This is a genomic window from Cognatundibacterium griseum (genome assembly GCF_014284195.1).
Lineage (GTDB): Bacteria > Pseudomonadota > Gammaproteobacteria > Burkholderiales > Burkholderiaceae_D > Undibacterium > Undibacterium griseum.
The window spans coordinates 576716-589399 of record NZ_JACOGC010000001.1 but is presented as its reverse complement, the minus strand read 5'-3'; the positions used below and the strand labels follow the sequence as shown (position 1 = coordinate 589399).

Below are 12684 nucleotides of genomic sequence, written 5' to 3'. Positions count from 1 at the left end.
CGATTTTAAAACCCGTTTACAATGCCATTTACCATCCGTTATCCCTCTTCGGATAACGGATTTTTATTTTCAGAATCGGCATGACACTGGCTCAATTACTCAAGCAATTTATTTCCCGTCACTGGCAACAATATGTTGCTGCTGCTGCCATGCTGTTTTCGGTTGCAGTGCTGACGGTCCTGATACCACGCAGAGTCGGCAGTGTGATCGACGGCATGGTGAGACATCAGCTGGATCAGCAAGGTATGCTGAAGGAGCTGGCGATTCTGCTGCTGATGGGCGGGGCGATCTATTTTCTGCGGGTCGGCTGGCGTATGCAGTTATTCACCGCCTCGTATCAGCTCGGTGTCGAATTGCGTACCCGTTTGTATCAGAGGCTGAGTTTGCAAGGGCAGGATTTTTTCCAGAAACAGCGTACCGGCGATCTGATGGCGCTGGGCACCAACGATGCCGATGCGATTGAGCTGGCAGCTGGCGAGGCGGCGCTGGCAGGATTCGACGGTTCGCTGACATTCGCACTGGTGATCGGCATGATGCTGCTGGGGGTGGACTGGCGGCTGGCAGTTGCAGCGCTGCTGCCCTTCCCTTTTATGGCATGGGCATTCAAAAAAATTACGCATCATGTGCATGAGGCTTCCCGCCTTTCGCTGGAACGTTTCAGTCAGCTCAACGATCAGGTACAGGAAACGCTGGCCGGCGTGAGGACTTTGCGCGCCCTGGGCCTGGAGCAACAAAGTGCCGCGCAATTCGCTGAGCTGGCAGAAAATGCCTCGGATGCCAGCCTGTCGGCGCAGCGCTGGGAGGCTGCCTACGAGCCCGCCGTCGGCATTACCCTGACCAGTGCCGGTGCATTGACACTGGGCGTTGGCGGCTATCTGGTCTGGCACAATGAAATGACGATTGGCGCACTGACCAGTTTTTCCATGTATCTGGGACAGCTGATCTGGCCGATGTTTGCTGCTGGCTGGGTTCTGTCGCTGATGGAACGGGGAAAAGCGGCCTGGGCCAGGCTGGAACCGGTGCTCAGCATGGAAGTCTCCGTGCAGGACAATGGGGTATTGCGCGATCCGCCGGCAGGCAGCATCCTGTTCCGTCAGGTGGGCTATCTTTATCCCGGTCAGACTCACGCCGCGCTGGCAGAAATTGACCTGCAGCTGGAACCGGGCAAAACCCTGGGCATCGTTGGTCCGACCGGTTCCGGCAAATCAACCATCATCCGCCTGTTGCTGCGCCAGATTGAAACCAGACAGGGCGACATTCTCTGGGGTCAGCGTCCTCTTGCAGATTACTCCCTGCAGAGTCTGCGGTCGGCAATGAACTGGGTGCCTCAGGAACCATTTCTGTTTTCAGCCCCGATTGCAGAAAATATCGCACTGGCCAATCCGGCCGTCAGCCGGGAGCAGATCATGCATGCCGCGACCCTCGCTGCGGTACATGACGACATCATGCGCTTTCCACAAGGCTATGACACGCCGGTCGGTGAACGGGGCGTTACCTTATCCGGCGGGCAGCGGCAACGGGTCGCCATTGCACGCGCGCTGCTGACAGACAGTCCGCTGCTATTACTGGATGATGCGTTGTCGGCGGTGGATACCGATACTGAAACCCGTATCCTCCAGCATCTGCATCATTTGCAGCGCCGGCAAACCCAGCGTTGTGCCATCATTGTCAGTCATCGTCTCAGCGCTGTCGCAGAGGCCGATCATATTCTTGTGTTGCGTGACGGAAAAATCGCCGAGCAGGGAAAACATCAGGAACTGGTGGAAGCAGGTCACTGGTATGCCACGCAGTGGCGCTATCAGCAACTGGAGGCAAGTTTAGATGCAGCATGAATTGAATACCCGCCCGTCTGAAAAAAAACTCGCGGTGCAATTACTGTTGCAAGCGGCACAACCGGAAAAAAGTCACGTGCTGGCAGGCATTTTCTTCCTGCTGACCGCTGCCGGACTGGAGGCCGTCGGCCCTTTGCTGGGCAAGGCATTTATTGACCGCTATCTGTTGCCTCATCAGATCGACTGGCCAATCGTGCTCTTGCTGCTGGCAGCCTATGTATTGACCGGCTGGGGCGCCACCTGGCTGCGCTATCTGCAGCTCACGCGTCTGGCCGGTGTGGCCATGCGTTCCGTCCGGCGGCTGCGGGAACAGGTTTATGGTCATGTGCTGCGCCTGCCCATGTCTTTTTTTGACAAAGCCATTACCGGACAGCTGGTGAGCCGCGTGACCAATGACACCGAAGCCGTCAAAAACCTGTACGTCCAGGTGCTGTTCGTCATGCTCGACAGTTCGATTGTCGTTCTTGGCGCCTTGGCCGCCATGGCATGGCTGGAATGGCGGCTGATGCTGATTGTCACCATGCTGATTCCGGCGGTGGTGATTATTGTCTGGTTTTATCAGCGCTGGAGCGCACCAGCCGTCAGCAAGGCGCGTCAGCTGCGCAGCGAGATCAATGCCCAGGTTGCAGAAAGCATCAGCGGCATGAGCACGCTGCAGGCCAGCAATGCGGCACAGCGTTTCGGGGAGCGCTTTGCCAGCACCAACCAGCAGCATTACCAGGCGCGGCTTGACGAATTGCGGGCCAACGCCTGGCTGCTGCGGCCTGCGCTGGATTTTTTGAATTCCGTATTATTGGTCGTCGTGATTTTCTGCTTTGGCCAACGGAATTTTTCCGGTGTTGAAATCGGCATCCTGTACGCCTTTGTCAGTTATATTGCCCGCGTGGTCGATCCGCTGATTCAGATTACTTTGCAATTCGGACAGATACAGCAGGCAGTTGTTTCTGCCGCCCGAGTCAATACCCTGCTGCATGAAACACGCACCCCGGATACCAGCCGGAACGCCGCCATGCATAGCGGCGAAGTGGAGATTGAACATCTGAATTTTGGCTATGATCCGGCGCATCCGGTACTGCAGGATATTCACCTGCGGATTCCAGCCGGCAGCTTCTTTGGTGTCGTCGGCCATACCGGCAGCGGTAAATCCACGCTGATGAGTCTGTTGCTGCGCTTTTATGCAGCCCAGTCCGGTCAGATCCGTATTGACGGTCATCGCCTATCCGATTTTTCGGATGCCTATTTCCGCAGTCATGTGGGGCTGGTACCGCAAGAGCCTTTTCTGCTGGCAGCCAATGCGCGGGACAATATCGCAATGGGCCGGCCGCTGTCCGATGCAGACATCACGGCGGCGGCAAAAGCAGCGCATGTCCATGATTTTATTTTGCAGCTTGAAAATGGTTATGACACATCGCTGGGCGAAGGCGGCGCCCGCCTCTCTACCGGGCAAAAGCAGTTGATTGCCATTGCCAGGGCACTGGCAGGAAAGCCGCGCATCCTGTTTCTGGACGAAGCCACATCGCATATTGACAGCGAGACTGAACAGATCGTGCAACTGGCATTAAACGAATTGCGGGGCAAGGTCACGATCATTGCCATTGCGCACCGTTTATCCACGATTCGTGAAGCCGACAGCATCATTGTCCTGAATCACGGCAAGCTCGCTGAACAGGGCACCCATCAGGAACTGATGCAGCTGGAACAGGGTATTTATCAGAAGCTGTATTTATTGCAGACGCTGGAAGATTAAGGAAAAAAAATGAAATGGATACTGGCGCTGGCTGCTGCCGCAGGGGTACTGATCGCAGGCATACTGGCTTATGTGTTTCTGGTGCTGGCTCCCGGCTTGCCTGCACTCGATGCCGTGACCGATTACCAGCCTAAAATTCCGCTGCGGATTTATACCGCGGATAATGCCCTGATCGGAGAATTCGGCGAAGAACACCGGGATTTTGTGCCGATCAAAGACATCCCTGCGGTAATGAAAAATGCCCTGCTGTCGATTGAAGATGCCCGCTTTTATGAGCATCACGGTGTCGATTTTATCGGTGCAACACGCGCGCTGCTGGCGGATCTGGGTGGCGGCTTCCATCAGGGAGCCTCGACGATCACGATGCAGGTCGCCAGGAATTTTTTTCTGACACAGGAAAAAACCCTGAACCGCAAGGCAAAGGAAATCCTGCTGACTTTCCGCATTGAATCTGCGCTGACCAAGGATCAGATTCTGGAACTGTATATGAACCAGATTTATCTGGGCCAGCGCACGCACGGATTTTCCAGTGCCGCCCGTACTTACTTTGGTAAGTCACTGGATCAGCTGACGATTGCCGAGGCGGCCATGCTGGCAGGGATTCCGCAAAATCCGGTCCGGCACAATCCGGCCGTCAATCCGCAACGGGCCAAAGAACGGCAGATTTTAGTTTTAAAAAGTATGCTGAAAAAAGGCGTCATCACGGAGGCGCAATACGATCAGGCCAGCAAAGAACATCTGACGATCACTGGCAGGCAGCAATTTGACGCTCATGCAGATTACGTTGCGGAGATGGTGCGCCAGCAGATCGTTGCGGAATATAAGGAAGCCGCCTATACCTCGGGCATCAAGGTCTATACCACTCTGCTGAAAGCAGACCAGGATGCGGCTTATGATGCCGTGCGCAAAAACATCATGATTTACGATCAGCGTCATGGCTACCGCGGGCCGGAAGTTTTTATCCGCCTGCCTCAGAACGAGGATGAAAGAGATGACGCGATTGATGAGGTATTGCGCCAGCATCCCGCCAACGACAAATTACTGGCAGCGGTGGTCACCGACGCCAGTCCCAGGCTGATCAAGGCCGAGCTGGCTTCCGGTGAGAGTATTGAGATCAGTGGCGACGGCCTGCGCTTTGCCGCCGGCGCTTTGCAAAACAATGCCAGGTCAGATCTGAAAATTGTTCCGGGAGCCGTGATCCGCGTCATTCAGGATAACAAAAAACATTGGGGCATTACCCAGTTACCTGAAGTAGAAGGTGCCTATGTGGCGCTGGATGCTGGCACTGGCGCATACCGGGCGCTGGTCGGCGGTTTTGATTTTAATCGTAAGAAATTCAATCATGTAACCAGCGGCTGGCGTCAGCCGGGGTCCAGCATCAAACCGTTCATTTATTCTGCGGCACTGGAAAAAGGCTTCACCCCGGCAACGCTGATTAACGATGTCCAGCTCTCGGCCACCAGCGAAGAAGCCTTGCGCTGGGATCCGAGAAATGACGATGGCAAATACGATGGCCCGATCACGATGCGCACAGCCCTGGCGCAATCGAAAAACGTGGTGTCTGTCCGCATTCTGAAGTGCATCGGCATTAACACCGCTTATCAGTGGCTGCCGCGCTTTGGATTCTCAAAAGACAAACAGCCGGATAACCTGACCATGGCACTGGGCACCGGATCAGTCACACCGTTGCAGCTGGCGTCCGCCTATGCGGTATTTGCGAACGGCGGTTATCAGATCACACCTTGGCTGATCAGTAAAATCACAGATGCCAAAGGCAAAGTACTAAAGGAGTTCCCGGTTCCACCGGTTGGTGCCGATGAAACGCGTGTCATTGATGCCCGCAATGCATTCGTGACCGACAGCATGCTGCGCGAAGTGACCCGCAGCGGTACCGGTGCGGCAGCGAGCGTGCGTCTGAGCCGTCATGATCTGGCAGGTAAAACCGGTACCTCCAGTGAAGCAGTGGATGGCTGGTTCGCCGGCTATGCGGCGAATATTGTTGCTGTCGCCTGGATGGGTTACGACGATCCGAAATCTCTGGGCAGCCGGGAATTCGGTGCCACGCTCGCGCTGCCAATCTGGATAGACAGCATGCGCGCCAGCCTGAACGGCAAACCGGAATTACAGCGCCCTGTGCCTGACGGCGTCAGCAACGCCGAAGGTGACTGGATGTATACCGAATTCCTGAACGGTGCAGGAGTCAAAACACTGGACATGGACACAGTCAGTATCAGCCCACCCTGAAGCATCAAAAAAATGCCCGCAATGACATACGCATTGCGGGCAAACATCCTGACCTTTGGAGGAGAAGCAGTAGGATAGGTCAAATTGTAAACATTCCCGATGACAAGATAATGACAGTTGGGAAACCTCTGATTTTCTATCCCTCGCATATCCGGACCACACCGCATACTGGTCTGCATAGTGGGCTCATCGCAAACGTCTGATTCCTGCAACCTGGAATTTTTCAGAAATATGCCGGAGTTGACCACAGATCAACATCAACAGCGCTTATCTGTCCGGGTATTGTCGTGTATTAGCCGATATAAAATGTTACAAAAAAATATTCCGCTTTTTTAAATCAAAATTTTCACTATTGTTACTGCATCAGGCAGTGGTATCGTCGCCAGGATGTCTGAATACCGCTGTTGTACAAAGACGTCTACTTGAGCAAACCACTTATCCATCAAAACCTGCCATTGGTCAGATTATTGCTGTAAAGCATTACAATCTGTTCCTATAATCTACACAGGAACATTCTGCGCCAACAGCGCGGATGATGGAATAACCGGAGATGACGGCAATGAACAGAGATCGTTCTGCAGCAGACAGAATACAAGGCTTTACCCTGATCGAACTCTTAACCGTGTTGGCGATCGTCGGAATACTCGCAGCCATTGCTTATCCGTCCTACATCCAGCACATCATCAAGACAAACCGCTCCGCCGCCCAAAGTTTCATTCTGAGTGCTGCCAATAAGCAGGAGCAATACAACCTGGATGCGCGGCAATACGCGACCACGATGACGCTGCTTGGCTTGACCAATATTCCGACCGAAGTATCGAAAAATTATAACGTCACGATAGCGGCCAATAACTCGGCAACGCCTCCGACATATACGATTACGGCCACGCCGATCGATAATCAGCTGAGCATGGATACGCTGTGCGGAAGTTTAACAATCGATCAGGTGGGGAATAAGGGAATCACCGGAACAGGTACTGTATCCAGTTGCTGGTAAAAATTATTGAAAAGTTCAATCATGTGTAATCCAGATCCTTCAAGACCACCTCAACACTACGGCAGCTATGGATTTACACTGGTTGAAATGCTGACCACCATAGCCATCGTAGCCATTCTGTCGGCGCTCGCTGCCCCGGCGTTCAGAGATTTTATTGCTGGTCAAAAGATTAAAACGGCGGCCTATGATCTGTCTTACACACTCACTTTCGCACGCAGTGAAGCAATCAAGCGCAACAGCAATGTCACCATCGCAGCAGCCAGCGGTGGCTGGCAAAATGGCTGGGCAGTCAATGCAGGGACGGTGAATCTGAACCAGCATGAATCAGTCCCCGGACTGACGATTGCCGGCCAGAGTGCCAGCATTATTTACAGCTCGAACGGACGCATTCAGGCAACCGCCAATCAGACATTCAGCATCAGCAGCAACACCAGCTCCAATGCGGCTCAGCGCTGCATCACGATTAATCTGAGCGGGCTACCGAATACCAAAAAAGGGGCCTGTTCATGAACTTATATCAAAAAACCCGCCCTCTTCAAGCCGGTTACAGCATGATCGAAGTGCTGGTGACACTGGTGATTCTGATGCTGGGTCTTTTGGGGTTGGTAGGCCTGATGCTGTTGAGCCAACGCTCCGAAATGGAGTCTTACCAGCGCGCCCAGGCGCTGGTGTTGCTGCAGGATCTGGCAGGCCGCATCAATGCCAACCGTACCGCTGCGCCATGCTATGCAATCACGACTGATACCGTCAATGGCACACCATACCTCGGGGTGAGCTCCAGCGTCACACCCTCGTGTTCGTCAGGTTCAGTCGAAGCCTATACCCTTGCCAATAATGACTTGACGGCCTGGAATAATTTACTCACCGGTACGGCAGAGCAAAGCGGCACAGCAAATCTGGGAGCAATGATCGGCGCCCGCGGCTGCATCAGTTTTGACTCGGCGAGCGGCACTTATCTGGTCAGCATCGCCTGGCAAGGAAATGGAAAAACTGCCGCACCCGGTTCCGGACTTTCCTGCGGTAAAGGCCTGTATGGCGATGAAACCATGCGGCGTGTTGTCAGTATGCCTTTGCAGATCGCCAACCTGAATTGATTATGATGAATACGACCGCCTCCCCGCTTTCGCGACCTTATACCGCCCATTCTCAGGCTGGCCTGTCGCTGGTGGAATTAATGATTTCCATCACCATCGGGCTGTTGCTGCTGACGGGAATTGCCATACTGATCACTCAACAAAGCAGTAGCCGCACAGAAATCGATAAGTCAGGACGGCAGATCGAAAATGGGCGCTACGCATTAACGCTGCTGCAGGATGATATCCAGCATGCAGGATATTACGGGCAGTATTCAGGTGCACTTACTGCCCTGACCGCACTACCTAACCCCTGCGCCACCGATATCGCCAGCATTGATGCGTCCCTGGCAATGCCGCTGCAGGGTTACGATGCGCCGACAACGGTTCCCGACCCGCTGTCCACCTGCCTGCCGGATGCCAATCACGTCAGCGGAACCGATATCCTCGTGGTGCGCAGACTGGAAGCAGATGACACGCTTCCCACCATTTCCACCGCAGTTCCCGGCCAGATTTACATACAAACGACCCCGAACGGTAAAGTGACCGGCTCCGGCAGCGATACCAGCGTGTTTAACCTGACACAAAAAGATGCCACTACGCCGGCTGAATTACGCAAATACGTGGAGCATATTTATTTCATCAGTCCATGCAATGTCTATGCCCCCGGCGCCACCACCTGCACAGGCGCAGCAGATGATGGATATCCGGTGCCAACGCTCAAACGGCTGGAAATGTCCGTCACTTCAGGTGCGGCCACGCTCGTCGTGACACCACTGGTAGATGGCATCCAGAATATGCAGCTTGACTATGGGATTGATAATACAGGCTCAGGTATTCCGGCATTACCGTTTGTCACCGCACCCAGTGTGGCTGACTGGCCCAACGTGATGGAGATACAGGTTAATCTGCTGGCGCGAAACAGTGACGCAACGACTGGTTACGTAGATAGCAGAACGTACAGCATGGGGCTTGCCGGTGCAGTCGGGCCATTTTCCGATGCGTACAAGCGCCACATCTATACCGCCGCTGTACGCGCCGTCAATCCCAGTGGACGGAGAGAATAAATGATCCCTGAAGCAATCTATCAAAAGAAGCATCAGCGCGGAGCGACTTTTCTGGTCAGCCTGGTGATGCTGATTGTCCTGACTTTGCTGGTGGTGTCGGCGATCCGGATGGGTAATGCCAACCTGAAGACAGTCGGCAACATGCAGGCCAAGAACGAAGCCGCAGCGGCGGCGCAACAGGCGATTGAAACCATCATGGGTAACCTGAACAGTTTTTACGCACCGGTTGCTCAGACGATCAGTGTTGATATTAATAACGACGGCGTGCCTGATTACACCGTCAATACGTCTGCACCGGTTTGCCTGAAAATGATCCCCGTAGAAGGTTACAGTGTTGATTTTGCACAGTCGGCACCAAAAGACACCTACTGGGATATCAAAGCCGTCGTCACCGACAACCGGACCGGTGCATCGGTCACCTTGCATCAGGGGGCCAAAGTACGTATGGATGCAACAGCAACCTGCACATAGGAATTTGACGGGTGACCTGCAGGACAGAGCGGCAGAACTGACCGTCAAACAATGCCGCCACCCGTATTTTGAACCGATACAGAAACGCATCATCAGGAGTTTGCGATGAAATTTCCAAGATTCTTCCACACGGTATTGCTTGCTGCGATGGCACTGAGCACCCTTGCCAGCCAGGCTGCCGATACAGACATTTTTAACCAGCCGCCCGGCGTGACACCGCCAGCGCCGAACATCATTTTCATCCTGGATAACACGGCGAACTGGTCCAAAGCATCCCAAAAATGGTCTGGCTCACCCACACAGGGACAGGCTGAACTGATTGCGATCAAAAATTTTGTTGCCGGCCTCAAACAGCCAGCCAACGTCGGTCTGATGATGTTTGACGTCAGCACCAAAGATGGCGGTTATGTGCGTTACGGTGTGCGCAGCATGAGTGTCAGCAACAACAATGCCGCATTGCAGGACATCGTTTCCTATATCTCTGCAAACGTGAATTCGCCGAGTGAAAAAATTAATCAGTCCTCCGGTGATTATGCCAATGCCTTATACGAAACCTGGCTTTACCTGACTGGCGCCAATAGCTGGGCCGGTATGGCAGCAAATGCCGACTATGCGGGTAATTCCGTGCCCTATACTCCGGCAGGAGAAGGGTTAAGCAGCAACTTTGCTTACAAAGGTTCTGCGAATGGTTCTGCCTACAACACACCCATTAATACCAACGGCTGCGCCAAAACCTACATTATTTTTATCGGTAACAACCGTCAGGGACAACTGCCTCCTACACCCAGTGCCAGTGACCCGGCAGCGACAACGCTCACGGCCTACCACTACACATCCACTCCCGATGTACAGTCTGCCTGGGCACGTTTCCTGCATCTTCGTCCGGATCTGACACCCGGCAGTGTCGCCGCCACCAATGGCTCTGTCACCACTTACACGATTGATGCCTACAATGCGCAGCAGAATCCGGCATTTACAACCATGATGAAAAACATGGCCAAGAATGGCGGCGGTCAATACTTTCAGGCTGGCAGCGATCAGGCTCTGGCAACTGCATTGCAAAATATTCTGGCCCAGATTCAGGCGGTCAACTCTGTATTTGCATCCGCGTCTCTGCCGGTATCCGTCAGTGTGCGCGGCAGCTATCTGAATCAGGTATATCTGGGTGTTTTCCGCCCTGATGCGATGGCAGCCCCGAACTGGGTGGGCAATCTGAAGCAATATCAGCTCGGCGTCGATACCGCAACCACTCCACCGACCTTGTTCCTCGCAGACAGCCTTGGTGCACCGGTCGAAAACCAGACTACCGGATTTATCAACCCCAGTGCGGTCAGTTTCTGGACCCAGGCTTCGACCTTCTGGGATCCGTCTTATTATGTCAATTCGCAAGGTGTCGGCGGCAACTCCGACTCGCCGGATGGTGATCTGGTTGAAAAAGGAGCGGCAGCACAATACTTGCGCACGACCTACGCAACCAGCCAGGCCAGCCGCAACATCTATACCTGTACAGGGAACTGCACCGGCGGATCATTATTGTCCGCCACTCCTTTCAATACCAGTAACAACGCAATCACCAATACCATGCTGGGTGCAGCAAGCACGGCAGACCATGATTCCATCATCAACTGGGTTCGTGGCGGCAATACGCAACTGGACGACAATCCGGACCCGGCTGCAACAACAGCTTACATCCGCGGCTTTAATCATGGCGACGTATTGCATTCACGTCCGGCGGTAGTGAACTACAACCGCACTCCGGATGACGTCATGCTGTTTTACGGCGGCAATGACGGTATTCTGCATGCAGTCAAAGGCGGTCAGAATACCTCCAATAATGACGGCAGTGAACTATGGGGCTTCATCGCATCCGAGCATTTCCCGCAATTCAAACGGATGCGAGATCACTCTCCGCTGATTTCGCCAACCAATCCCAAGCCGTACTTTATGGATGGGTCAGCAACGGTATATACCTACTCTTCTGCCGGCGATGGCAAGATCGATTACACCCGTGGCGACAAGGCTTATCTGTTTGTCACCATGCGACGTGGCGGCCGCTTTGTTTACGCACTGGATGTCAGCAACCCGGCAGCACCGAAATTCCTGTGGAAGCACAGTAATTCCGATACGGGATTCACCGAACTCGGCCAGACCTGGTCCGACATGAGAGTTGCAAAACTGCGTTATCAGGCAAATCCGGTTCTGATTTTCGGAATGGGGTATGACCCGGCAGCAAATGACACTATCATACAAAGTACTGCCACCATGGGGCGCGGTGTGATGGTGCTCGATGCAACAACTGGTGCCCTGATCTGGCAGGCAGGCGCCTCCGTATCAGGCGCACTCTACAATCTGACTGTACCCGGCATGAGTTACGCCATTCCATCTAATGTGTCACTGTATGACTCCGATGGTGACGGCAATATCGACCGAATTTATGCGGCCGACACCGGCGGCAACGTCTGGCGCATCAACGTCAATGACGCCATGCCTGCCAACTGGACCGTCACGCAACTGGCCTCACTCGGCGGCACTGGCATCAATGCACGGAAATTCCTTTATCCGCCGGATATTATCCCCGCCACTTCTAGCAACAACTTCGACTCTTTGCTGATCGGCTCCGGTGATCGTGAACATCCTTTTGATACCACCATCCAGAACCGCTATTACATGATCAAGGATGATCACAGCCTCAATGCAGTCAGGGCCACCCCGATTATTGAAGGTGTGGCAGGATCAACCACCGGCGTCTCTGGCCAGTTGTATGACGTCACCGCAGATACCGTGCAGATGGGCACCACAGCTCAGGTTGCCGCCACCAATACTGCGCTGACCGCGGCGAGCGGATGGTATGTCACCCTGAGTCCTGGCGAAAAAGTGGTAAGTGGCTCAACCACTCTGGCAGGAACCGTTGTTTTCGCCACCAATTTACCTGCGACAGCAGCAACCAACACCTGTACCGGTAATCTTGGTGAAGCACGCATCTATATGCTGAACTATCTGAACGGTGCTTCGACCTTCGATGTGAATCAGAGCCATACACTGACCATTACTGATCGCTACTCCGTCCGTGCCGGCGGCGGATATCCTCCGACCCCGGTTCCGATCTCTGTGCAGATTAACGGTAAGACCTATCAGGGTGTGATCAGCGGCACCAAAGTCATTACACCACCGGCACCGACACTTGGTCGCCGCTACCGGACATACTGGCAGCGAAATATCGATTAACCCTCCTGAAGAAGCTACCCGGCTGACG

9 protein-coding genes are annotated in these 12684 nt (G+C 54.0%); all 9 read left to right on the top strand.

Annotated features, from left to right (window positions below; translation table 11 throughout):
* Window positions 1-80: 80 nt before the first annotated feature.
* Complete coding sequence (locus tag H8K27_RS02640; RefSeq protein ID WP_186861641.1) at window positions 81-1832, top strand: ABC transporter ATP-binding protein; 1752 nt, start codon at window positions 81-83, stop codon at window positions 1830-1832.
* Window positions 1822-3579: an ABC transporter ATP-binding protein gene (locus H8K27_RS02635; protein ID WP_186861640.1), complete on the top strand. Its 1758-nt coding sequence runs from the start codon at window positions 1822-1824 to the stop codon at window positions 3577-3579. The genes H8K27_RS02640 and H8K27_RS02635 overlap by 11 nt, the downstream gene beginning before the upstream one ends.
* Window positions 3580-3588: 9 nt before the next feature.
* Window positions 3589-5823: a penicillin-binding protein 1A gene (locus H8K27_RS02630; RefSeq protein WP_186861639.1), complete on the top strand. Its 2235-nt coding sequence runs from the start codon at window positions 3589-3591 to the stop codon at window positions 5821-5823.
* A gap of 559 nt (window positions 5824-6382) precedes the next feature.
* The gene (locus tag H8K27_RS02625; RefSeq protein ID WP_186861638.1) at window positions 6383-6820 is read left to right on the top strand and encodes a type IV pilin protein; all 438 of its coding nucleotides are present in this window, start codon (window positions 6383-6385) and stop codon (window positions 6818-6820) included.
* Window positions 6821-6841: 21 nt separating this feature from the next.
* The gene (locus H8K27_RS02620; protein WP_186861637.1) at window positions 6842-7330 is read left to right on the top strand and encodes a GspH/FimT family pseudopilin; all 489 of its coding nucleotides are present in this window, start codon (window positions 6842-6844) and stop codon (window positions 7328-7330) included.
* Window positions 7327-7914 carry a type IV pilus modification protein PilV gene (gene pilV, locus H8K27_RS02615; RefSeq protein WP_186861636.1) on the top strand — a complete coding sequence of 196 codons (588 nt, stop codon included), beginning with the start codon at window positions 7327-7329 and terminating at the stop codon, window positions 7912-7914. Before H8K27_RS02620 ends, pilV begins: the two co-directional genes overlap by 4 nt.
* 2 nt (window positions 7915-7916) lie before the next feature.
* Window positions 7917-8960, top strand: a complete 1044-nt coding sequence (locus tag H8K27_RS02610) for a PilW family protein (RefSeq protein WP_230418835.1) — start codon at window positions 7917-7919, stop codon at window positions 8958-8960.
* Window positions 8961-9431 carry a pilus assembly PilX family protein gene (locus tag H8K27_RS02605; RefSeq protein ID WP_186861635.1) on the top strand — a complete coding sequence of 157 codons (471 nt, stop codon included), beginning with the start codon at window positions 8961-8963 and terminating at the stop codon, window positions 9429-9431. It begins immediately after the preceding gene.
* Between the two features lie 105 nt (window positions 9432-9536).
* Window positions 9537-12656, top strand: coding sequence for a pilus assembly protein (locus H8K27_RS02600; RefSeq protein ID WP_186861634.1), 3120 nt, complete (start codon window positions 9537-9539; stop codon window positions 12654-12656).
* Window positions 12657-12684: the final 28 nt, after the last annotated feature.

Bases quoted from the DNA above. Each gene is read 5' to 3' on its own strand.
- H8K27_RS02620 (WP_186861637.1), top strand. From the start codon at position 6,842: ATGTGTAATCCAGATCCTTCAAGACCACCTCAACACTACGGCAGCTAT.
- H8K27_RS02610 (WP_230418835.1), top strand. From the start codon at position 7,917: ATGATGAATACGACCGCCTCCCCGCTTTCGCGACCTTATACCGCCCAT.
- H8K27_RS02625 (WP_186861638.1), top strand. From the start codon at position 6,383: ATGAACAGAGATCGTTCTGCAGCAGACAGAATACAAGGCTTTACCCTG.
- H8K27_RS02600 (WP_186861634.1), top strand. From the start codon at position 9,537: ATGAAATTTCCAAGATTCTTCCACACGGTATTGCTTGCTGCGATGGCA.
- H8K27_RS02630 (WP_186861639.1), top strand. From the start codon at position 3,589: ATGAAATGGATACTGGCGCTGGCTGCTGCCGCAGGGGTACTGATCGCA.
- H8K27_RS02605 (WP_186861635.1), top strand. From the start codon at position 8,961: ATGATCCCTGAAGCAATCTATCAAAAGAAGCATCAGCGCGGAGCGACT.
- H8K27_RS02635 (WP_186861640.1), top strand. From the start codon at position 1,822: ATGCAGCATGAATTGAATACCCGCCCGTCTGAAAAAAAACTCGCGGTG.
- H8K27_RS02640 (WP_186861641.1), top strand. From the start codon at position 81: ATGACACTGGCTCAATTACTCAAGCAATTTATTTCCCGTCACTGGCAA.
- pilV (WP_186861636.1), top strand. From the start codon at position 7,327: ATGAACTTATATCAAAAAACCCGCCCTCTTCAAGCCGGTTACAGCATG.